The 23,726-nt window shown below is 36.4% G+C and carries 15 protein-coding genes; 2 read left to right on the top strand and 13 right to left on the bottom strand.

All coding sequences use genetic code 11. The features are described from left to right. Window positions 1-83: 83 nt before the first annotated feature. The 13 genes from ACM55M_RS05220 to ACM55M_RS05160 form a co-directional block, all read right to left on the bottom strand. Window positions 84-1,271: an AGE family epimerase/isomerase gene (locus ACM55M_RS05220; protein WP_416856525.1), complete on the bottom strand. Its 1,188-nt coding sequence runs from the start codon at window positions 1,269-1,271 to the stop codon at window positions 84-86. A 95-nt stretch (window positions 1,272-1,366) separates the two neighbouring features. Beyond that, window positions 1,367-3,472, bottom strand: a complete 2,106-nt coding sequence (locus tag ACM55M_RS05215) for a GDSL-type esterase/lipase family protein (protein WP_416856524.1) — start codon at window positions 3,470-3,472, stop codon at window positions 1,367-1,369. 138 nt (window positions 3,473-3,610) lie between these two features. Then, window positions 3,611-4,855, bottom strand: coding sequence for an MFS transporter (locus ACM55M_RS05210; protein WP_416856523.1), 1,245 nt, complete (start codon window positions 4,853-4,855; stop codon window positions 3,611-3,613). A gap of 87 nt (window positions 4,856-4,942) precedes the next feature. Next, window positions 4,943-6,115, bottom strand: a complete 1,173-nt coding sequence (locus ACM55M_RS05205) for a galactose oxidase (RefSeq protein ID WP_416856522.1) — start codon at window positions 6,113-6,115, stop codon at window positions 4,943-4,945. A 29-nt stretch (window positions 6,116-6,144) separates the two neighbouring features. After that, on the bottom strand, window positions 6,145-7,065 hold the full coding sequence (locus tag ACM55M_RS05200) for a dihydrodipicolinate synthase family protein (RefSeq protein WP_416856521.1): 921 nt from the start codon (window positions 7,063-7,065) through the stop codon (window positions 6,145-6,147). A gap of 106 nt (window positions 7,066-7,171) precedes the next feature. Further along, window positions 7,172-8,623 (bottom strand): RagB/SusD family nutrient uptake outer membrane protein, encoded by a 1,452-nt coding sequence (locus tag ACM55M_RS05195; protein ID WP_416856520.1) that lies wholly within the window; start codon window positions 8,621-8,623, stop codon window positions 7,172-7,174. Window positions 8,624-8,641: 18 nt separating this feature from the next. Continuing rightward, entirely contained in the window at window positions 8,642-12,028 is a 3,387-nt protein-coding gene (locus tag ACM55M_RS05190) for a SusC/RagA family TonB-linked outer membrane protein (protein ID WP_416856519.1), read from the bottom strand. 609 nt (window positions 12,029-12,637) lie between these two features. Then, window positions 12,638-13,870: an ROK family transcriptional regulator gene (locus ACM55M_RS05185; RefSeq protein ID WP_416856518.1), complete on the bottom strand. Its 1,233-nt coding sequence runs from the start codon at window positions 13,868-13,870 to the stop codon at window positions 12,638-12,640. A gap of 285 nt (window positions 13,871-14,155) precedes the next feature. Then, on the bottom strand, window positions 14,156-14,572 hold the full coding sequence (locus ACM55M_RS05180) for a (R)-mandelonitrile lyase (RefSeq protein ID WP_416856517.1): 417 nt from the start codon (window positions 14,570-14,572) through the stop codon (window positions 14,156-14,158). Window positions 14,573-14,579: 7 nt separating this feature from the next. Further along, window positions 14,580-15,638, bottom strand: a complete 1,059-nt coding sequence (locus ACM55M_RS05175; protein WP_416856516.1) for an NAD(P)-dependent alcohol dehydrogenase — start codon at window positions 15,636-15,638, stop codon at window positions 14,580-14,582. Between the two features lie 371 nt (window positions 15,639-16,009). Further along, window positions 16,010-17,092, bottom strand: a complete 1,083-nt coding sequence (locus tag ACM55M_RS05170; RefSeq protein ID WP_416856515.1) for an efflux RND transporter periplasmic adaptor subunit — start codon at window positions 17,090-17,092, stop codon at window positions 16,010-16,012. A 1-nt stretch (window position 17,093) separates the two neighbouring features. Further along, on the bottom strand, window positions 17,094-20,366 hold the full coding sequence (locus tag ACM55M_RS05165; protein WP_416856514.1) for an efflux RND transporter permease subunit: 3,273 nt from the start codon (window positions 20,364-20,366) through the stop codon (window positions 17,094-17,096). Window positions 20,367-20,376: 10 nt separating this feature from the next. Further along, window positions 20,377-21,762 (bottom strand): TolC family protein, encoded by a 1,386-nt coding sequence (locus ACM55M_RS05160; protein ID WP_416856513.1) that lies wholly within the window; start codon window positions 21,760-21,762, stop codon window positions 20,377-20,379. Between the two features lie 164 nt (window positions 21,763-21,926). Here ACM55M_RS05160 and ACM55M_RS05155 point away from each other — a divergent pair, with 164 nt between their 5' ends. Both ACM55M_RS05155 and ACM55M_RS05150 read left to right on the top strand, forming a co-directional pair. After that, complete coding sequence (locus ACM55M_RS05155; protein ID WP_416856512.1) at window positions 21,927-22,964, top strand: sensor histidine kinase; 1,038 nt, start codon at window positions 21,927-21,929, stop codon at window positions 22,962-22,964. Next, the gene (locus ACM55M_RS05150) at window positions 22,964-23,671 is read left to right on the top strand and encodes a LytR/AlgR family response regulator transcription factor (protein ID WP_416856511.1); all 708 of its coding nucleotides are present in this window, start codon (window positions 22,964-22,966) and stop codon (window positions 23,669-23,671) included. The genes ACM55M_RS05155 and ACM55M_RS05150 overlap by 1 nt, the downstream gene beginning before the upstream one ends. Window positions 23,672-23,726 lie beyond the last annotated feature (55 nt).

Raw genomic sequence — 23,726 nt, 5'->3', positions numbered from 1 at the left:
GGTTAAAATTGGTTAGTAAAGCATAAGATTGTAATCCGGAACGGTTTTGTTAAACTAGCTGACAGCGATAGCCGAAATCAAATTTAACTGTCTTCTAAATACTCATTAAGTAGTTGTAAACAATACCATTCCTGTCTTGGCAAATGAAACGGTCCTTTGAACATATTTCCTTTTGCCGTTTGGGCAATGGTTCCGTCTTTATGTAAATAGCCAAACCATTCTCCATTTGCTGCATCATGGAATTTGCTGTAGGCATAATCATGTACCATTTTGTGCCAAGTTGCATATTTTTCATCGCCTGTCATAGTGTAGGCCAGCAGCGTTGCGATAATCACTTCGTTATGAGGCCACCAAAACTTCATATCCTGCCAGTATTCCTGAACAGGTTTGTCGTATACATCACGGTAATATAGAATACCACCATGTTCTTTATCCCATCCGCGTTCCCACATATAATCGAGCATTTTACAGCCCAATTCAATTAAATGAGGATCATTGTTGCGGTATTTTGCTTCATGTAAAATAAACCAAGCTCCTTCAATAGCGTGACCGGGATTCAACGTGCGCCCATCAATATGATCTATAATAGAACCATCTGGCGCTACTTGTTCCATCACACATTTGATATCATCTTTTACAAAATCGGTTTCAATTTCAGTAATCCAGATATCAATCCATTCATCACAACGCGGGTCTCCAATATTTTCCCGTAATTGTTGTGCCGTGTTTATCATAATCATAGGAGTTCCAATTCCTTTTGACGGTCGGGTAGCGGTGAATTTAGGTTCTAATAAACCAGATGTAGTGGAATATTCGATACATTTTCCGAATAAAAACCGTGCTTTTTCAGCGGCAGCCTCATCTCCGCTTGCTTTTGCGTAAGCTGACATTGCTATAACCGCAAAGGTCTCCGAAAAATAATACCGGCGTTTGCGTATGGGTTGTCCGTCGCGTGTTACGTGAAAAAACATTCGTCCATCGGTATCAAAGCAATGGTTGTTTAAAAAATCGATACCTGCCTTAGAACCTTCCAGCCACTCTTGTTTTGGCTCGACAGTATTATAAAGTGTAGCCAATAACCAAGCAGCACGGCCTTGTATCCATACTGCTTTGTCATCATCAATCAAACTTCCATCTTGATCACGCATTAATAAATAACCCCCAAACTCGGTATCAATAGAACGTGGAAACCAAAATGGCACGGTATCATTTACTAATTGATTCTGATAAAAATCTTTTAAGCTGAGAAGGTCTGTTTTTGAATAGCTCATTTTTTAATATATGTTTTGTAACTAGTATTTTTTATGTTGTACTAGATGTTAATTTTTTGTCTCGTTTAGTCAGTAAATAAAGGATTTGACTTTTTTTAGTTTTCAGTGGCGGGATTCAATTCGAGTTTAAAAGTCGAACATGGAAGTCCTGCTTCATTCACCAAATTGGCTGAAGAAAAAGGTTTCCATGCATATAGAACTGTTTTTATTTTTTCTCCTTTCGGGATCGTAATTAATACTTGATTTTTCACGATAGCTGTTTTGCTTTGAATGTGAATTCCCTTGTCATTTACCAATTCAAAACCAATTAGTTCTTTTTTGTCCGAAGTAGTTAATTGTTTTGCAAATGAAAATGAAACTAGAATGTTGTCGCCTTTTTGTATGGCTTTCAAAGCGGAAGGACCATTCGCAATTACAGCTTTTCTATAGGAGTAGCGCAAGGCCAAAAGCGCCAAACGATCTGCCACTTCTTTTTTCTTAATTGGATGCACATTTAGAGCATCTCCATAATCCATACTGACAGCCATACCGCTGTTTGGAATTTTATTTTGCAATCTATTTTGCATATCTCTGAATGCTGGCCAAGTTGGTCGCTCCATACTTGATAATTGCACATAATAGAAGGGAAGGTTTGAGCCCCAGGCTTTACGCCAACTTTCTACTAATTTTGGCATGAGATGTTCATATAATTCAACGTTATGTGCATTGCTTTCGCCTTGGTACCAAATCACCCCTTTTATCGGGAATTTTGTAAAGGCTTCCACTCCAGCTTCGAAATTGTAACAAGGGTCATAGGGATGGCGTTGTTTTGCATTTGTAGCATTTTTCAAATTTAAATTGGCACGTTCTCTGACCCAAGGCATGATAAAATCCGATTTACGCCAGTTGGTTAATACATCAACTACTTTATCGTCATGTTCCAAGGTGTATCTGTCAATCCAAGATTCTATCGGTGATCCGCCAACGGCAACTTGTATCAAACCCACAGCTACATTTTCTTCGTGAGCAATGTTTTTACCAAAGTAATAGGCAATGGCCGAGAAATCTTTGGCACTTATCGAATCACATACCGACCAACTTCCGGAAAAGAATTGCAGCTGATTGGTTTTAACCAAAGTGAGAGAATCCCAAGCCGTTTCATCAGTCTCCCGTATTGCTTTGGCATTGAATAACCGAATAGTAGTATTGGCGATTGCCTTTTTCACTTCTGCCGAACCATTTTCTGAATTTTGAAGTTGAAATGCCATATTCGACTGTCCAGAACAAAACCAAACATCTCCAACCAGAATGTTCTTCAAAACAAGGTTTGTTTCCTTAGATTGAATAGTCATTTCATATGGTCCGCCTTGTGTCATAGCGGGAAAAGTAATTTTCCATTTTCCATATTTGTCGGCAATGACGTTCTTTTTTTGTTGTTTAAAAGCTACTTCTATAGTATCACCTCCATTAGCCGTTCCATAAACTGGAATGGGTCGATTGCGTTGCAAAACCATATTGTCAGTAAAAACAGCAGCTAATTTTAATCCACCATAATTTTGAGTTATGTTTTCATAAACGGTTTTGGCCAGGATAGTTGCTCCTTCTTTCGTTGGATGTAAAGCATCAGGAAAAAGATCGGGACGATGGTATAACTTTTCATGTAAATCAATTAGACCCACTTGATTTGCTTTTGCAATGTTCGGTATATGAGATTGAATTTGCCAAAACCAATCTCTGGTTCCCGATTTAAAACGAGGGTGCTCATTAAATAGGGGCGTTAATCGACAGATGTAAATTTTAACTGCCGGATTTTGTTTTTTTAAGGTGTCTATTAACCAAGTGTAATCGGCATCAAATTCCGCATTGTAATTAGGCCAATTTCTAGGATCTGTATCATTTAAACCCAAATGAATAATAGCTATATCAGGTCTGTATGCAATGGCATCGGCACATTCTTTTGTTTTAAAATAGGGTGTGCTTCCTTTTTTCAAAAGTATTGCTCCGCTATGTCCGAAATTCTTCACCTCATATTGTCCGCCCATCAAGATTTGAAGCTGCGAAGGATAGGATTCATTTGCAGCATCAGATAAGAGATAACCCGCTGTAACGGAATCTCCAATGCAAGCCACTTTGAGGATTGCTCTTTGCGCAACTGATTCAAAATGAAAGGCTATTGAAATGAAAAAGACTACTAAAAATAGATTCCTTTTTATCGTATTCATGTTTTTGTTTTTTTCAGAAATTATTACAAATAGGCGTAAATTATCCCCAAGGCGGAACACAAGGCTCCGCCTTAAAAGATAAAAAACAAACCCAACTTAAAACAATTATTTGAACTTAGTAAACGATACTAATGGATTTTAAGCATCGACAAAATCATTCACTTTTGGACGCAGAAAACTGATTTGGACTACCAATGCAATTATAACAACCCCCGCCATCAAAGCAAAACCGGAGCCTAAAGTTCCGCTATCCGAGGATTTGCCTAAAAGGGAAGTTACTAATGCACCGCAACCAACTCCGGTCATATTTAGGACACCATAGGCCGTCGCCCGGTGTTTTGAAGAAACAAACTGACATATAATTGGCATGTTATTGGCATCAAACATTCCGTAACCGATACCGAAACAAAGCGCAGCACCGACCACATTGAATAATGAATGTCCAAAACCAATTAACAATAAAGCAGGAATAGTTAAACTCAGACCAATCGCACTGGTATACACCCTGCCTTTTATATTTTTTTGTACCCATTTATCAGATAGAATACCACCAAAAATCACACCCAATAAGGATGAAAAGGAGATGGCAATGGTGGCTAGCGGACCTGCTTCTTCCATAGGAATTCCTAAGTTTTCTGAAAACAGGGTAGGCAACCAGTTTTTTGTAGCCCAGCCCGGTAAACTTATTATGGCAAAATAGAATAAGATAACCCAGAAAGAGATGTTCGTGAATAACAAAGCCATGCCTTTGAAGAGCGAACTTTTTTCTTTTATTAGCATCAAATCGGAATCTATAATTTTTACTTCGGCAACTTTTTGCTCTCTTAAAAAGAAAACCAAAATGAATGCATAAAAAACACCAACTATTCCAAAATAATGAAAAGTAGTATGCCAAGAATAGGCAGCGGCAATAGTAGCTCCAAAACCCCCTAATGCGGAACCTACATAAAGTCCGGTCATATGAATACCAATCGCAAGTGATCTTGTTTTTTGCTGATGGTAATCGGCAATTAGTGATAAACCGGCAGGAATATATAAAGCTTCACTTACTCCCATCAGGGCTCTTAGCCAGTACACCTGATTGTAAGTTGTTGCATATCCCATAGCATACGTTACTGCTGACCAAACAAATAAGCTCCCTACAATCAGCCATTTTCTGTTTAATTTGTCTGCGATAATTCCGGATATAGGACTCATTAAAGCATAAATCCAAAGAAAAATAGCCATTAAACGTCCAAAGTTCTCACCAGAGACCAATTCAGGAATATCTGTTTCCATTGAAGGACGCATCGTTGCCAGCATTTGTCTGTCCATATAGTTTAGCAAGGCTACAAGCCATAACAAACCTACTACTACCCAAGGATAATACTTTGTATTTTTCATATTTTGATATGCTTTAAATTTCATTTGTGATTTTACCTTCATTTTTCGATAGCAAAAAATGGGGGTTAAAACCTATTTTGAGTGTAATTACTTTATAGTTCCTAACATCACATCAGGAGTACGAATACCTGGTTTTATTTCTCCATTAGACAAAACAATTTTATCGTTCCATAGCGTAGCTGTAGTCGTCACATGAGCAAGAAAGGGCAGTTCGCCAATGGTAGACCAGGAATCGGTAACAGTATCGTATAATAAGATTCCTTTATAAAAACCGTCATGATTCGTGTTCAATACATTTTTTTCTGCGATTAGCTTGGCCTTTTCCTCAGGAGAGTTGGTTTGTGCAATTTGGGATAAATACGTTTCGATTTTATGAAAAACGATACCATTATCACCACCAACGATTATTATGGAATGATTCCCCACTGCCACACCCGCACCCGCTGAAAAGTTGGTTGTGTTTTCTCCATCGGATATATTTGCACGAATTTCCCAGATTTGTTTTTTTACATTAAAGGCAAAAGTGGTATTGTGTAAATCACTTATTCCTGAAGGTGTTTTCGTTCTGCCGCCAATCACATAAATAGTGGTTTCATCCTTATCTTTCTGAACCACCGCAACTGAATTGGATAAAGCGATGGGTAATTTTGGTAATGTTTTCCACTCTGGATTAGAACTGTTTAAATCAAGACTTAAAAATAAATCAGAAGATTTAGTCGATTCATCACCGCCAATAGCATAAACTACATTTTCAATATGTGTTAGCGCTATATTGGTAACAGGTACTGGAAAATCAGGTAGGGATGTGGCTTCAACTTCAGTTGCAGCAGCATTCCATTGTAGAATAAAAGCTTTATTTGAAAGTCCATTTTCATTTTCACCCCCCACATATACCACTCCTAAATCAGTTGAGGTAGAACCACAATAGGCGATTGGTTCGGGTAATGTGCTGTGTACATTTTTATTCCAACTATAGGTATCGTTGCATTTCTGCAATACATGAATTTCTTTTGAATACTGTTTTTTTCCACCTTCCCAAGGCATTTTATCTTGGAAATTGGCACCTCCGGTAACTATCAATACATCGTTATTGATACCATTAATAGCACCCGCAAAACCTAATGATATACTTCCATCAGTATTTTGTAGTTGCGCTGCCATTTTCCATTCCACATGGTTTATAGCTTTTTTTTGAGATAGGGCGTCAGTTGTCGGCATAATGAGTAAGGAAAGAATTAGAGGAAAAATAAGTATATTCATGGTATTTCTTTTAAAATAAATGAACAAAGCTATTTTGATTTGAAATCTTCAAAATTTAGACTTTCTACATCTTTTTTAAATAATTCAAATTGGTCAGCGCTCATGTTTTTGACAGGCAATCTAAATTCACCTAAATCAAAACCTACCATTTTCATATAGGCTTTCCCTACTGAAATTCCGCCGTATTTACCCAATAAACGAATCATGTTGATTGATTTTTGCTGCAAAGCACGCGCTGTAACTAAATCATTGGCATTAAAAGCCGCAATCAAATCGTAATACAATGGAGCAGCATAATTAAAAGTACTTCCTACAGCACCTTTGGCTCCCAATACTAATGCTGATAACATATTCTCGTCACGTCCCCAAAGCATGTCGTATTTACCGTCTTTGTAACTCATACAACTTTGGAAATCCATGAAATCTTCGTGTGTATATTTCACTCCTGCAAAATTAGGAAGCTTTCCGTCTAAGGCTTGTACTAAATCAAACATTGGTAAGTTAACGCCTGTCAATACCGGAATGTGGTAGTAATATAGAGGCATATTAGGAACACTTTCGCCTACTTTTATACAAGCTTGAGCCAACACATCCACATTAGCAGGTTTGAAATAAAACGGAGCAGTCAATGAAACGGCATACAAACCAATTTCATAAGCATGTTTGGCCAAATCAATACAATCTGCAAGACAGGTTCCACCTAAGAATACCATTACTTTAAAATCAGTATCGTGATTGGAACAATCTGCCCAAGCTTTAGCAACCGCTTTTTTCTCTTCTAATGTTATAGAAACACCTTCTCCAGTAGAGCCATTAATAAAAGCACCAGTTATTCCGTTTTTTTTTAGAAAAGTATAGTAAGCCGGAATTAGGCTAACATCTAATTTTCCATTGCTATTAAAGGGGGTAAAAGGAGCTGAGATAAGCCCTTGTAAATGTTCAATTTTCATGAGGTATTTTTTTAAATTGTCTTTTATTTATGTTGTTTAAATAGACCGGGAACTTAAATATTCCCGGCTTATTATTTAAACTATACTTCTTAAATCCAATTTTTTACTATGGATTCTGAGTGATTTTAGGATTAAAGTTAATGGTATTTTGAGATATTGGAAACAATATCTTTTTACCGGCCATAGAAGGCACAAGATTCGTTTTGTTGAAACGAACTAAATCCCACCATGCTTTTCCTTCAAAAGCTAATTCTTTTAGACGTTCATTTAAAATGACATCATTATTAGCTGACTGAGAGCCATTTGTAAATGAAGAAGAAGCATCAGCTCTTTGCATTACCAGATTCATTTCTGAAGATGGATCCTGACCTAAAGCATTTTTAATTTCTGCTTTCATTAACAAGATGTCCGCCCAACGGTAAATAATGATATCGCTCACAAATCTTCTGGTAGCACCATCAACTGTTCCATTGTATTTTACTAAACCTGTTACTACCGGAGTAGTTCCATTGTATAAAGTTAAATAAGTAGCTATTTTTCTGGTATCTGTATTGCTAAAGTTGAAATGGGTAATATCTGGTTGTACTCTTGAAATACCTGCATTCCCTGTACCAACTCCCAAAGTTCCGAAAGTTGCTGTTGCTGTCGCTGCTGTTAGGGGGGCAAAGTCACTTGGTCCAACAAACATGAAAGAATTCCAATTGTCAGATAGCGCAGATGGTACATCCGCCAAAGAATATCTAACCGCAAAAAGCACTTCAGTATTTCCTTTATTGGTGTAACTAAATACGTCTTTGAAATTTGGTAATAAAGATGGTGCAGTAGGAATAGCATTAATCGCAGCCAAAGCCGTATTTAGATCAGTACTTCCACCACCTAATTGTTTCGCTGTCCATAAATTAACATCCGCTTTTAAAGCGTAAGTCGATGACAAGGATAATTGCGTTTTATTGTTTGTTGCATCAGGATAATTCGCAATAGCTGATTCGATATCAGACTTAATGAATGCAAAAGTTTCTTCAATCGTATTACGCGGAACAATATATTCAGATTGATTGGTGTTTTCCGTTGGCGTAGTTACTATTGGTACACCACCCCAAGAACGAGCCATGATGAAGTAAGCCAAAGCACGCATAGAATATGCTTGCGCGATATATCTCTTTTGCTCATTTACAGTTGTTGGACTAAATTGAATAGTCGGAACATATTTCAAAACCAAATTCGCTTGATGAATTACGGTATACAAACCAGCCCAATCCACATCAATATTCTGTGCAGTCAGGTTGTTATTATAATAATTAGCCAAGCTTAGCGGAGATTGAACTCCATTAGTGATTTCTGCACTTCTTGCTCCTCCCAATAAATAGTAATTTTGTTGGGTTTGGGTTCTGAAATTGAAGTACATACCATTTACACCTGCTTTTGCATCGTCTTCAGTTTTCCAAAAACTAGCAGAAGTAATTACGCTTTCAGATGTAAGGTTTAAGTCATCCTGACACGAGTTCAGTAGTGAAAAACCGGTAAAAAGTATAGAATATAAAAGAATTTTCTTTTTCATGATATTTAATATTAAAATTTACAAACCAATGTTTAAACCAAGGATAAAGTTTTTTGGAACAGGATAAGTCCCTGTAGATCCAGCTGAATTTAATCCTAAACTGGAACCACCATCAATCCCTTGAACTTCTGGGCTTAAACCGCTGTATTTAGTGAAATAGTATAAGTTACTTCCTGTTACATACACACGTACTGATGCTAATCTAGCTTTCTCAACTATCGATTTTGGAACGGTATAACTAAAAGTAATTTCTCTTATACACAAGTAATCTCCACTTTCGTAATAGCGACTATTTCCTTGGAACATATTGGTATTATATGCTGCACCACTTGCTTCAGAACGGAATAAGTTATTTTGGTTCGTTTGGTCTGCCCAACGGTAACGTGGTACATTAGTAATGTCACCTTCTTTTTGCCAAGACTGTAAACTTTCGGCTAATAATCCGTAATTTCCTTGAAATTGACCCACAAAACGTGCTCTGGCTTCATTGTAAATTGTAGCTCCTAAAGAGTAATCTGTTCTTACGGTTAATGAGAATCCTTTATAGTCTGCATTAAAATTAAAACCACCCACAAATTTTGGGAACATATTACCCATGTAAGTTCTGTCACGGCTATCAATTGTACCATTGTTGTCTGTATCTTCAAATACTGCATCTCCAGCAAATTTCTTACCAGTTGGATTACCACCGGCTGCAGCTGTTTTAGTTACATAAGTGTCCTTTGTAGTTGCGTTATAAGCATCAGCTTGTGCTTGTGTAGAAAGGATATATAATTGTTTGTGAGCATAAAAATCACCAATTTTTTGACCTTCCTGCAAACCACCTACGTATTTATAAGAACTGCTTGCTGCATCCCAAATTTCAGTTCCACCAATTCTATTGTTTGCATTTCCATTGAAAGGAAGTTTCTCAATTACGTTAGTATTGTGTGAAACATTAGCCCCCACATTAATTTTCAAATCATTTTGATTGTACACATTGGCATTCAATTCTAATTCAAAACCTTTGCTTCTTAATCCACCTAAGTTTGTTAGCACGGTAGAGAAACCACTATTAGAAGGCAACGTCAGATTCGTTAATAAATCAGAAGTCAATTTATTATAAAAATCTCCAATTACTCTAATCTTATCATGATTAAAACCTAAATCAAAACCTCCATTTATAGTTTGTGATTGCTCCCATTTCAAACCTGGATTAGCAATTTGTGAATTTACAATTGCAGATTGACCGTTGTAGCTATTAGCAAATCCGTTTGTTGTACCTGAATATAATCCACCTGATTGAAAATCACCCAAAGTACCTAAATTCCCGTTTACCCCATAACTTCCACGAAGTTTAAAAGAGGAAACAACCTCTGGCATTACTTTCCAAAACTTCTCTTCATGTGCATTCCAACCTACAGATAATCCTGGGAAAAAGCCATATTTATTATCAGGACCTAAACTGGAAGAGCCATCATAACGGAAAGAGGCTGTTGCAAAATACCTGCTTTTGTAATCATAATTCACTCGACCAAAAACACTGTTCAGCACTAATCTGGTATTGTTGCTATATACTGAAACCGGTATTGGCGATGAATCCAGCGTTTGTGCAAGATCAGAAGGACTTCCTTTCCCGGAAGCATTAAATGCTTTTATGGTTCTGTCGAATTTAGAAGCACCCAATTTTGCTTGAAAATCACCTACATTATCCAAAGCTTTAACATAAGTAAAAACCCCTTCGTATTGTACTTGTGCGATTTGATTGCTTAATCGGGTAGCCGTACGCGTATTATCAACTAAACCATTGCTACCACTTAAAAATGCCTGTTGAAAAGTATTATCATTTTCATTTTCGTTATAAAGTGACAATGAAGGTGTAAAAGTTAAATCTTTAGTAAGTTTTAAATCGCCATCAACACTCATCTGCAATTTATTGTTTTCATTGATCCCTTTTACTTTGCCCATTTGGTATAATGGATTTCCGTTGATGTTGTTTTGGCCTGGAGCCAAAGTACCATCTTCCAAGTATAATTTTGTTGTAGGGGAGTTTCCTAAATATCTGTTGAAAACAACGCTATTGGCAACGACTTGATTATTACTTGATTTAGAGTATAATACTCTACCGTTTACAGTAAAGTTATCGGCTACTTTCAATGAAGCATTTAATTTACTGGTAAAACGTTGGTACCCGGTAAAAATAGTGATACCATCGCCTTTTAAATACCCTAAACTTAAATCAAAGACACCGGTATCTCCACCACCACTAATCCCTAAAGTGTGATTTTGTGTGATTGCATTTTGAAATAAAACATCATTCCAGTTTGTGCTTTTATACATAATCGTATTGTTAGCATTAAGAGGATCTGCCATTTCTTGCCAACCTTTAGCTTGTAAACCTTGAATAGTGGGTGCATCCAAATTTGACTTCAATAATGTAGCAAAAGGCGTGTTATTCAATAAATTATTTCCGGTACCGGCAGGAGTAGCTCCTGTTAATTGTCCTAATCTTGCAATACCGGTTGTTGTTGAAAGTCCAGCGATTTCGGCAGCATTATACAAACCTAAACGTTGCAATCTAATAAAGTCACCTCCGTCTAAGAAATCATATTTCTTTCCTACTTGGCTATTTTGTGTAGATACATTATACGTGATTTTAGTTTTACCTGCTTTTCCGGTCGATGTTGTAATAATAATTACTCCATTAGAAGCACGAGCTCCATAGATTGATGTTGCAGCGGCATCTTTTAATACTTGTAATGAGGCAATATCAGCAGAGTTAATATCATCAATTTGAGTACGAATAACTCCGTCAACAATATACATAGGAGTTGCACCTGCCGGATTATCTATAGATGTACCTCCACGTACTAAAATATTAGATGCTTTACCTGGTTGCCCTGATGCGGTACGCACCACTAAACCAGTTACGTTTCCCTGTAATGCTTGTGTTACATTTGAGTAAGGAACATTCTCTAAAACTTTTTTGTCTAATTTAGAAACTGAGGTGCTTAAAGTTCTTCTATTTTGAGAACCATATCCCACAACAATAACTTCATTCATTTGCTGACCTACTTCTTTTAGAACTATAGTAAGTGGCGCATTTCCAATAGTCACTTCTTGTTCCTGAAGTCCGATGTAAGAAACAACCAATGTGGTAACATTGTCGGGTACTTCAAATGTGAAATTTCCATCAAAATCGGTTTGAGTTGAAATAGTAGTGCCTTTGGCAATAATATTTACTCCAGGTAACGTCTCTCCTTTTTCATTAGTTACCTTTCCTGTAATTTTCTTTTGGATTAAGGCTAATTTGGTTGTCTCTTTTGTAACGGTATTGTTTTTTTCAAAAAAAATAGCCGTTCTTAAAGATACTGAAGCTGATGCTTGTACGGTAAAAGCTACTAGAAATAAAGATGTTAATTTCATAGCTTTCCCAAAGTTAGGGGTAAGCCAATAATTTTTAGGCTTGCTTTTTGGTAATAAATACATACTTTTGTAATGGTTAGGTTAATAATAATTCTTCCTTCTTGGTTTATTTATTTGTTTTCCAATCACAGTTCTTTTTATTAAGAACCAGCCAGCATGTTTACAGCATATGCTGGCTTTTTTTATGGATAACAAATGAATATTTTATAAAAAAGGGTATTCCCAATTTTGTTGTCTTTTATGTTAGCAATCTTAAAATCGTCAGTTGTATTTTAAGAATTTAAATTCTTACTTTAGTTTTTATGGGCAATCTTTAGCATTAGAAAAAATCATTTCGATAGAAAAGCACAGTCAAAATAGGTGTAGCAATTAGTAATCTTAAAAGATAAAATCTCTTTTTTTAATAGTAATTTGGACGGAGTTTTTCTTTTGAACTATAATCTTTTTCTTAATCTTTTGTAGGAGAGAAAGTATAAAATTTAGTAAAAGAACAATTTAAAATATATTTTTTTCCGTGCTATTTATTATCACGTTGTAAATATATAAAATAATTTAATAAATACAATGTAATTATTAAATTATTTTAATATCTAAAATTTAGAAGTAATTTTAGTTATTAATTAATGGGGATAACATCTTTTCTTTTATAACACAACATGCCCCAATAACACCGGCGCGACGACCTAAAGTCGATTTTTTAAGTTTCATATCCCGGTTTACTAAACCTAATGAATATTTTTTTAATGCAGACTGAATAGGTAAAAGAGTATAATCGCCTAATTGTGCAAAATCACCACCAATTACTAATAAATCAGGATTAAAGATATTGAGTAAAATAGATAAATAGCGTCCCATTTTTTCACTCTGCTTTGTCACCAAATCAACACATAAAGTATCCTCTAGATTAAAAGCTCCGGCTATAATGGTATGGTGTTGCAAAGCAGGAGAACTCTCATCAAGAACTACTTTTGATTGTTTTCCTTCTTTTAGCGCTGCCTTGAATTGGTTTACTAAGGACCAACCTGAAATTTCAGTCTCCAGACATCCAAGTTTACCACACTGACACATAATCCCGTTATCAAAGATCGTACTGTGGCCGAATTCTCCGGAGTAACCGGATTTCCCATAATACAGTTTACCGTCAGTTATCATTCCTATAGCTACACCCCAACTGTAATTAAGAAATATTATATTCTGTTCATCATCAACCACACCTTCACAATATTCACCAAATGTCATTGCTCTGGTATCATTTTCTAAATGTACCGGCATGTCCAATTGTTCTGAAATAATTTCTGTTAAAGGTCTATTTTCGCTAAAGAAATAATTATAGCTAAATCCTTCCATCGAATTAATACGACCTGAAAAGTTGATGCAAACACCCACAATCATCTTTTTTTCGACAGAACTGTCTTCTATAAATGAATTTATCAGATTACAAAATTCCAAAAGAGAATCTTGTGTATTTTCCAAAACAAAGGAAGTTCCTAATTCAATACTTACAAATTCGTTTTTTATGTTTTGTAAGCCAATGGACATATTGGCAATACTCACTTCGACCCCTAAAAAGTAAGCGCAAGTTGGATTGATACTATACAAAGAAGGTCGTCTTCCGCCACTATTGGTGATTTTCCCAAGATCTACCACATAGCCCTCGGGCAATAATTCGTTAACGGCTTTAGTTACCGTTGGAACACTAGATTGTAGTTCAGAACTTAATTCTGCTATTGTAGCATTACCGGCAGACAATAATCGTTTTACGATTGCTTGTCTTAGCATATGCCACTTTTGTCCTGAAAGGGTTTTGTCTTTACTACTGTCTAATAAATCTTTTAAACTCATTATTGTTACTTTTTAAAAAATTTCAATCGGATTGATTTACAAACTTACTATAATTTTTTTTACACAATGGTTTAAATCTTATTTCAGTATTAAATAGGTAATCTGTTTGCAATAATTAGTATCTCACAAGTTGGATTTAATTTTGATTTCGCTAAAGGTAAAAATGGGATTAGTAAAAACTAAAAACCCTATAAATCATATGATTTACAGGGTTTTGTTTTCAATTGAAAATGAATTATGGAGTTACTGGGACTGTAATCGAACACCTTTCCTTGAAAGTCATTCTTAAAGTTTGTAACTATTGTATTCTTCATCAGTTACTCTTTCCAGCCAATCGACTGCTCCTTTTGGAGTAACAGCGGTAATGGCGATATGAGTTAATGCACTATCAGTTGCAGCACCATACCAATGTTTAACATCGGCTGGTATTTTAATAACATCGCCTCTTTGAATCAATTGAATCGCCTTGCCTTTTTCCTGATAATAGCCAGTTCCATCGGTTACAATGAGAATTTGACCTCCTGGATGCGTGTGCCAATTGTTTCTGGCTCCCGCCTCAAAAGTGACATCACCAATGACACTATTAAACTCATTTTCATTCACTAATAATTTAACCCAGGCATTTCCCGTAAAATAATCAGGATTTGCTTTATCACCTTGTGAGAAAATTGGATTTTGTTCGTTATTATCTGTTGTGTTCATATTTTCTCTAGCTTTTAATCGACGCCATATCAATTACAAAACGGTACCGAACATCACTTTTAAGCATTCTTTCATACGCTTCATTAATATCCTGCATTTTAATAATTTCAATTTCAGATACAATATTGTGTTTCCCACAAAAATCAAGCATTTCCTGAGTTTCGGCAATTCCGCCAATTAAAGATCCTGCAACTGATTTTCTTCCCATTATCATCGGAACAGTATTCAATATAGGTTCCAAACCACCCAAGTAACCCACCAAAACCAAAGTTCCATTAGTATTTAAAGTCCCTACATAAGGATTTACATCATGAACATAAGGAACGGTGTCAATAATTAAATCGAATTTTCCGCTTACAGCAGCCATTTGAGTTTCATCAGTCGAAATAATTACGGCATCTGCACCTAAATCGAAAGCGTCTTTTTCTTTATTAATTGATCTGGAAAAAAGGGTTACTTCTGCGCCCAAACCTTTGGCCAGTTTTATGGCCATATGTCCTAATCCGCCCAAACCTACAACGGCAACTTTACTCCCTTTTCCCACTTTCCAATGGCGAATTGGTGACCAAGTGGTAATTCCGGCACATAATAAAGGCGCTGTAGCAGCCAAATCAAGATTTGCAGGCACTTTTAAAACGAAGTTTTCGTCTACCACAATTTTTTCCGAATAGCCCCCAAGAGTCATGCCGCCCAAATGCTTATCAGCATTATTATAGGTTCCTGTAAATCCTGTTGAACAATATTGTTCCAGGTCTCGTTTGCAATTATCGCAGGTTTGGCAAGAATCTACCATGCAGCCTACTGCAGCAAAATCGCCCACTTTCAGTTTAGTGACTTCGTTTCCTACTTTAGTCACTTTTCCCACAATTTCGTGGCCTGGAACCGCAGGATAAGTCGTAAATCCCCAGTCGTTTCTAGCCGTGTGTAAATCAGAGTGACAAACACCACAATACAAAATTTCGATTTCAATATCTTTAGCCGTAATGTTTCTGCGTTCGATATCCATTTGTTTTAAAGGGGCATCCACCGCGACTGTCCCGTAAGCTTTTACATTTATTGTTTCCATTCGATTAAATTTTAAAATTGTTATGTTAAATATTTTTTCAGCTTAATTCTATAAACAACAGTCTTTTTAACTTGGGCGTGCCCCTCCGTAAAAACTACGGGTCGTGCTCTACGTTCCCGCTTTTTTTTGAGAGGTAAAAAAAACTCTCAAAAAAAGAGCTCCACTGCCATCACTCACGCAAAACAGAACTATCGATATAATTTGCATCAAAGAAAGCTATAAACTGGAGTTCGATTTTTATTATGTTATTTCTAAAACTTTTTAAGTATTTATATTTAAAATACACACCTACAATGTTTTAGAAAACTTGCAGGATCACAAATATTTGTAAATTTATAGCATTAAGCGATTTGTTGTTCAAAGAATAAGAACTAATTGATCTCAGCGCCATCTTTAATCTCCTCATTTGATTTGCTAAGCAAAATATCTTTTTCTTGTAATGAATCACTAAAAACTTCGATTTGGTCATCCACTTCAAGTCCAAGGCTTACTATGATACGTTGCGCTTTTTTGTTGATTACTTTTATCAAATAGATCCCTTCAGCACTGTTCACGACTGCCGATTTAGGGACTACAAAAGTTTCTTTTTTGCTATTAAGGGGTAGGAGCACTTCGGCAACCATTCCAGGAAGTAATTTTCCGTCGGAATTTATTACATCCAATTCGACACGTTCGGAACGCAGCTTGAGGTCAAGCGCTCCAGACATTCTGCTGATTTTGGCCTGAAATGTTTCGCCTCTCAAAGATACTACATTAAAGGTAATTACTTCCCCTACTTTGAGATAACCTGTATACGCTTCCGGCACCGATACCGATAAACGAAGTTTCTTTTGGTCTTGTATCGTGAGCAGCGGCACTTGAGCTCCTTGTCCCACATAGGCCCCGGTATTGACATTACGTGCCGTTACTTTTCCATTAAACGGAGCCCGTATGTGTAAATAATTTTGCATTATCTTGACTTCCCTGTGTCCGGCACGAGCCGCAGCTAATTGGGCGAAATCAGAACTTTTTTTGGAAAAAGCCAATTCTAAATCATTTTTAGAAATCGTTCCCTCTACTTTACTGGTTTCAAGCAATCGCTGATACGTACTGTTACTGGCGGTATAAATGGCTTCCTGAGAATGCAGGCGAGACTCCGCTGCAGCCAACTGGGAACTTATCTCTGGTGCCTCCAGTTCGATAAGGAGTTGTCCTTTTTTTACTTCAGAACCAATATCTACTTTAAGTGTTTTTACATAACTGTTCACTTTAGCAAATAAATCCACTTGACTAAAACCGGATAATTCGGCGGGTAAACGCAAGTCGGTGGTCAGTTTTGCTTTTGCCAAATTAAAGGTTTCCATTTTAGGTTCTATTTCAGCAACAGGCGCTTCTTTTTTATTCGAATTGCAACTACTTAGAAAAAATAGTGCTACAAAAAATAGCGCGGTCGATTGTAGTATATTATTTTTCATTTTATGATTTTAATGATGAGATATAATGGATGCTTTCTTCGTCTTCAGGGTCTAAAGAAATAGATTGTGTACTTGTTTTTTCTTGTGCCCAGGCAAAAATTAAAGGCAATACGAGCAATACGGCAAAGGTCGAAAATAATAATCCACCAATAACCGCTCTTCCCAGCGGAGAAACTTGGTCGCCTCCTTCGCCATGACCAATCGCCATGGGTAACATTCCCGCAATCATAGCCACACTGGTCATAATGATGGGACGCAGACGCAATGCTGCTGCTTCTCGTGCCGATTCTAATGCATTCCCATTTATTTTTCGCAATTGCTCGGCATTGGTAACCAATAAAACAGCATTGGCAATCGAAACACCCACGGACATGATAATTCCCATATACGATTGTAAGTTTAAGGTGGAACCCGTAATCGTTAACATTAATAACGAACCTAAAACTACCGCTGGAACTGTTGTTAAAATGACTAAAGAAACTTTGAACGATTGAAAATTAGCAGCCAACATTAAGAAGATTACAAAGATGGCAACTAACAATCCGACTTGTAAACTGCTTAATGTTTCGCTCAATACTTTACTCAAACCAATAGGTTCGATGAATAAACCACGAGGCAATTCGCCCAATGAATCTATCGTTTTAGCAACATCTGTTGTAGCCGTACCTAAATCGGTTTGGTGGATGTTAGCGGTAACGGTAATGTAGGGCATAGCTCCTAAATTGTCATTTTCACCACTTACAAACCCGGGTGTAATTTTGGCGACATCACTTAAAACAGGACGCAACGAATTTTTTAATACAGGAATTTCTCCCATATCGGTTTTGCTTTTCATTTTATTCAGAGGCACTTGTACCTGTACCGCAACCGATAAACCTGTTTTTTCATCGATCCAAGTGTTTTTCTCCGTATATCTGGAAGAAGAAGTGGAAGCAATTAAAGAACGCGAAATATCATTCATATCCACACCTAATTCGGCAGCACGAGTTCGGTCAATATCGATATTCATCGCAGGATAATGAATTGGTTGCCCAATTTGTACATCTCTGAAATAAGATGTTTTCTGAAGTTTTTCGACGATTTTATTAGCGTAAGCTTCATTTCGTTTTTTGTCTTTTCCGGCAACTCTAACTTCAATAGGAGTAGGGGAACCTTGACTCAAAACTTTATCGGTAAGTTCAATAGGTTCAAAAGTGACTTTTACATCAGGAAGGATTTTTTTAATTCGAGCTCTCAGATCCTCTTTAAAATCATCCATATCGGTTTCATAATCTTTCAAACTCACTTGAAAAACGGCTTCATGCGAACCCGCCATGAATAAATAGATTGGATTAATGGAGAATAAGGAAGGGTGTTGTCCCACATATACGGATGAAATTCCGATATGTTCTTTGCCTACCATTTTGTTTAATTCTTTCAGTACTAAAATCGCTTTTTCTTCGGTACGTTCTAAGCGTGTTCCATCTGGAGCCCGCATTCTAAGCTGAAACTGACTCGAATTTACCTTTGGGAAAACATCTTTTCCAATAAAAGTAAGGAACACCATGGCAAGCACTGTAATCCCGATAAGATACCCCAAAGTAGCGGCTTTTTTGTAGGGAAAAAGACGGTCTAAGGTTTTCATAAATCGGATTCTGAATCTTTCAAAAACACTTATTTTTCCATCCCCATTAAAATCGTCTCTTTCAATCATTACTTTTTTCTGACCGATCAAATCTTTTTCAGATTCAGGAGTTAATCCGCTAGCATTAAACTCGGCTTCATCATCTGTAATGTTCGGTTTATGTTCCGTTTTTGGATGTTCTTTCATCAACCAATTGGCCATAACGGGCACAAAAGTTTGGGAAAGTAAAAATGAAATCACCATTGAAAATCCAATGGCTAATGCCAAAGGTAAAAACAAAGCTCCAGGAATTCCAACCATGGTAAAAGCGGGTGCAAAAACGGCAAGGATACAAAGCAGGATCAATAATTTTGGTAAAGCAATTTCCTGACAGGCGTCCCAAATAGCCAGTGCCTTGGGTTTTCCCATGTCGAGATGTTGGTGAATATTTTCAATGGTTACGGTACTTTCATCCACTAAAATTCCGATAGCCAATGCCAGTCCGCTCAAAGACATTAAGTTGATGGTTTGCCCGAATAATTTTAAAAATAAAACGCCAGAAATAATCGAAATCGGAATGGTCAAGATTACTATTAATGCCGCACGTCTGTCTCCAAGGAATAATAAAACCATTAATCCCGTTAACACCGCTCCGATAATTCCTTCGGTAACCAAACTTTTGACCGAATTGATTACATAAACCGATTGGTCAAATTCGTACGATAATTTTACATCTTCCGGAAGGGTACTTTGAATTTTGGGCAGTTCCGACTTTAATTTCTGAACCACATCCCAAGTCGAAGCATCTCCTGCTTTGGCAATACTAATATAAACCGAACGTTTTCCGTTTACCAAAGCATAACCAGCGGTAATATCGGCACCATCTTTTACGGTCGCGACATCACCAAGAGTCAAGTTTTGAATACTTCCTTTAAACAACGGAATTTTTTCAAAATCTTTAAGTTCTTTAATCGTATTATTGGTTGGCGTAATGTAGTTTTTATCCCCAATTCTCACGTTTCCGGAAGGAGCTGTTTGATTGTTGAGGCGTATCGCTTCTACAATTTGGTCGGGTGTCATGTTATGGGAACGCAATAAATCCGGATCTACGTTAACCTCAATGGTTCTTGGACTTCCGCCAAAGGGAGCCGGCGATAATAAACCTGGAATCGAAGTAAAAGAAGCCCGAACATACACGTTTGCCAAATCCTGTAATTCGTTGTTAGACCTAATTTTACTGCTCAAAACCAACTGCCCGATTGGTAATGACGAAGCATCAAAACGAATGATAAAAGGCGGTTGCGTACCCGGAGGAAATGCCGCCTGAATCCTATTGGAAAGTGCACTCAATTCGGCAGCTGCTTGCGCCATATTGGTGTTTTCATAATAGGTCAATTTCATAATCATCAACCCTTGGATATTCTTGGTTTCCACTGATTTTACGCCGTTGGCAAAAGGAAGGATGTTGACATAATTTTTGGCAAAATAAGCTTCCATTTGGTCCGGAGTGTATCCGCCAAAAGGATGTGCAATGTAAATTACAGGCAAATTCATTTTAGGGAGAATATCTACCTTAATATCTTTGATGGCACTAATTCCGAAGAAAAATAAACCAGCAACCAATACCAATATGGAGATGGGTTTGCGGAGCGCAAAACGTATTAGATTCATATGGGTTTAATTAAAATTCATTTATAAATAAGTCAAAATTGCCTGTGGCGGCTGCTTTAAGCAAAAACGATTGCCATACATTATTGTTGACAATATCACGATCAATTTCGGCACGATTTAAAATAAACAAGGTTTGTGTTAAATCAGTTAAAGTGGTCAATCCGTTTTTGTATAAAGTCGATTTTTGTACATACGCTTGGGCTGCCGCATTTACCTGAACAGGCGCTTCAGCATAATTTTCTAGTGTGATTTTGATTTTGTCCTCAGCAAAATTCAATTGCGATTTCAATTCTCGGTCAGCCTGATTGTACTCTTCTTGCAGGGCTTGTGAAACAAATTTCTGAGCACTCACTTGTTTGCTCATTCGGAACGGAGTAGTCAAATTCCAGGTAATTCCAACTCCAATCAGATAATTGCTGCGATCTGGATGTACACCCTCCCAATAATTTCTATTGAAAGCGGTTTGGTCTATGGCATACGACGAATCAAATCCGGAAGCCCGTGTTTGCAACACACCAAAAGCACTCATCGTTGGATAATAAAAACGTTTGTATAATTTGACTTGCTGATTGCTGTAATCAATCTTCGTTTTGTAAAATTGAAGCAAGGGATGTAAGCTGTCAGAAGCTTTATTAGCTACAACAATTGCTTTCGGAATTTGATTTACAAAAAGCGTATCGGTTAGAAAATCCTGAGGCGCAACGCCCATCAAATCAACTAATTTATTGTTTTGTTCTTTGACAAAATTTTTAGCCAGATTTAAAGAAATTTTGGCTTTCGAAACTTCGGCTGTTGCCAAAGTAGAATCAACTCCGGCAAGTAGTCCGCTTCTAACACGAGCTGCAGCGGTTCTTTTGAAAACGTTTGCTCGATCTAAATTCTTTCGCTGCGAAATCAATACGCGTTGACTCGCCAATAAATTAAGATAAGCAGCTGCGATTTTTATTTCTTGTTGGAATTTTTCCTGTTGCAAATCATTTTCACGGCTTTGAACATCTATTTTGGCCAAATTAACTTTCTCCTGAATTTTTCCGAAAGTAAAAAAATCCCAATTCATGTTGACTAAATACAACGCGCCAAAAGCAGAATTCCAGTTTTGTTCTGGAAGCGGAAGTCCGGAAGAAGCAACTCCAAGTCCTCCAAAACCGTAAAGGGGGCCGTTTTGTCCGTTGACAGTTCCATAATCTTGCTGTGCAGATAAATTAAGATTGGGTAAATAATCGCGTCGGGATTGTTTGAGCGTTTCTCGGGAAGCCTTGCTGTAATTCCTTTTTGCTTTTATTGAACCATAGTTTTCTAAACCTGTTTTTATGGCTTCTTTTAAAGACAAAGTTTGTGAAAAACCACTAGCAGCAAATATCAAGAAAAATAATAAAGTAATTTTTTTGAAATACATAAAATGGGTTGTGAAATAGTATCGTACAATATTATTTCACTTTAACCGATATAAGGCTTCTTAAATGATGTAATGCGATTATAAATGACCAATTGAATTTGTCATTTATTGGAAATAAAGATTAAATAATTGTAGTTAATTTGCATATTGTTTAAGTATTAAAAATGAATAAAAAATTTGACAACATAATGGATAACAAATGGTGGCAAGAAATTGCCGTTGTTGTCTTTTCATTTACGCTTTTTACCTTAAAAAACGATTGGATGCTATTTAGTTCTTTAGCTTCCATTTTGATGGGTATTTTTCTCTATTTCATTTTGTACATGCATGCTCAATTCAACCGGTTTTTTCTGTTGCCAATACTATTTAAGGGACAAAGACCCTTGACTTATTTATTGCTGACGCTACTGACGGTTATCGTGTTTTCGGTAGTTTTATATGAAATAACGACTTTCGAAATGTTTAGTAAATGCCATTTGTATCAAAACTCACATCAAAGAAGTTATGTATACCAATTGGCAAGTGTTTTGGGTACATTGGTGTGTATTTTGAGTCCGATAATTGTTTTTAAATTCTACCGAATTCATAAAAAACAAACCGATGAAACGTTACTGTTCAACCAAATGCAATTGAATGCGCTTAAAGGGCAATTGAATCCTCATTTTTTATTCAATACCTTCAATACACTTTATGGAATTAGTTTAGAATTTCCTGAAAGAACATCCGATTTGATTATGAAAGTTTCGCAATTAATGCGGTATCAACTCGAGAGTAATAACAAACAATGCGTCTCTCTTGAAGAGGAACTGGAATTTATAAACAGTTATGTGCAACTTGAAAAAGAGCGTGTTTCCTATCGTTGCGACATTACCTACGATAGTAAAATTGATAACGAAAATGCGTATAAAGTATCTCCAATGTTACTGATCGCTTTTATCGAAAATGCGTTCAAACACGGAACTTGTGCGATCGAAAAATGTTTTGTCAGGATCATTATAACTGTTGAAAACGGTTTGTTGCATTTGCATGTTGTCAATTCAATTCCGAAGAAAAAAACAGGGGTAGTTTCTACTAAAATTGGTTTAAAAAACACCATAGAACGGTTGAAGCTAATTTACGGGGAGGACTATAAATTAGACATTCAAGATGATAAAAATACCTACATTGTTGATTTGAAATTACAACTTAAAAAGTTTGTATAATGAAAGAACAAAAAAAATGTATTATTGTTGATGATGAGCCTGCAGCACATTATGTTTTAGCGAATTATATTAAACAAAATCCGCAGTTAGAATTGGTTTTTCAGGGGTATAATGGTATTGAGGCCATGGATTATCTTCGAGAAAATAAAGTTGATTTGATGTTTTTGGATATCAATATGCCAGAAATTACAGGGTTAGAATTGCTGAAAATCATTCCAACACATCCTAAAACTATTTTAACAACAGCTTATTCTGAATTTGCTCTTGAAAGTTATGATTTTGGCGTTATTGATTATTTACTAAAACCCATTTATTTCCCTCGTTTTTTAAAGGCCATTGATCGGTTTTTTTCAACTGAAAATACTATAAAGCAGGAAGAAGTTACAGTCAATACGGTAAGCGTAAAAGTGGATGGTTATTTTATTGAAATCGAATTAGACCAACTTTTATTTGCACAAAGTTTTGGAAATTATGTGAAATTGCATACCCTCAAAAGAACCTATTTGGCTTCGATTACCACTGGTGAATTGGAGAAATGTCTTCCAGAAAAAAACTTCATGCGCATTCATAAATCCTATATCATTGCTTTGGACAAAATTGATGCCTCCGAAAAAGATTTTGTCATTATTAAAAAAGAAAAATTACCCATTGGAATTACGTATCGAAGAGAATTAATCGATAGATTGAAGAATAAAATAATTTTATAAAAGTAGTTCAATGTTCTGAAGCGTTTAATAAGTTCAAAATGTATTAACTGTTTTG

Origin of the sequence: Flavobacterium galactosi, assembly GCF_048158585.1 — a bacterium.
Taxonomy (GTDB): Bacteria; Bacteroidota; Bacteroidia; order Flavobacteriales; family Flavobacteriaceae; genus Flavobacterium; species Flavobacterium galactosi.
Note: the sequence above shows the minus strand (reverse complement) of the source record. Positions and strands in the feature narration are given on the sequence as shown.

Bases quoted from the DNA above. Each gene is read 5' to 3' on its own strand.
- ACM55M_RS05195 (WP_416856520.1), bottom strand. From the start codon at position 8,623: ATGAAAAAGAAAATTCTTTTATATTCTATACTTTTTACCGGTTTTTCA.
- ACM55M_RS05185 (WP_416856518.1), bottom strand. From the start codon at position 13,870: ATGAGTTTAAAAGATTTATTAGACAGTAGTAAAGACAAAACCCTTTCA.
- ACM55M_RS05200 (WP_416856521.1), bottom strand. From the start codon at position 7,065: ATGAAAATTGAACATTTACAAGGGCTTATCTCAGCTCCTTTTACCCCC.
- ACM55M_RS05180 (WP_416856517.1), bottom strand. From the start codon at position 14,572: ATGAACACAACAGATAATAACGAACAAAATCCAATTTTCTCACAAGGT.
- ACM55M_RS05160 (WP_416856513.1), bottom strand. From the start codon at position 21,762: ATGTATTTCAAAAAAATTACTTTATTATTTTTCTTGATATTTGCTGCT.
- ACM55M_RS05175 (WP_416856516.1), bottom strand. From the start codon at position 15,638: ATGGAAACAATAAATGTAAAAGCTTACGGGACAGTCGCGGTGGATGCC.
- ACM55M_RS05170 (WP_416856515.1), bottom strand. From the start codon at position 17,092: ATGAAAAATAATATACTACAATCGACCGCGCTATTTTTTGTAGCACTA.
- ACM55M_RS05205 (WP_416856522.1), bottom strand. From the start codon at position 6,115: ATGAATATACTTATTTTTCCTCTAATTCTTTCCTTACTCATTATGCCG.
- ACM55M_RS05190 (WP_416856519.1), bottom strand. From the start codon at position 12,028: ATGAAATTAACATCTTTATTTCTAGTAGCTTTTACCGTACAAGCATCA.
- ACM55M_RS05155 (WP_416856512.1), top strand. From the start codon at position 21,927: ATGAATAAAAAATTTGACAACATAATGGATAACAAATGGTGGCAAGAA.
- ACM55M_RS05215 (WP_416856524.1), bottom strand. From the start codon at position 3,472: ATGAATACGATAAAAAGGAATCTATTTTTAGTAGTCTTTTTCATTTCA.
- ACM55M_RS05210 (WP_416856523.1), bottom strand. From the start codon at position 4,855: ATGAAAAATACAAAGTATTATCCTTGGGTAGTAGTAGGTTTGTTATGG.
- ACM55M_RS05220 (WP_416856525.1), bottom strand. From the start codon at position 1,271: ATGAGCTATTCAAAAACAGACCTTCTCAGCTTAAAAGATTTTTATCAG.
- ACM55M_RS05165 (WP_416856514.1), bottom strand. From the start codon at position 20,366: ATGAATCTAATACGTTTTGCGCTCCGCAAACCCATCTCCATATTGGTA.
- ACM55M_RS05150 (WP_416856511.1), top strand. From the start codon at position 22,964: ATGAAAGAACAAAAAAAATGTATTATTGTTGATGATGAGCCTGCAGCA.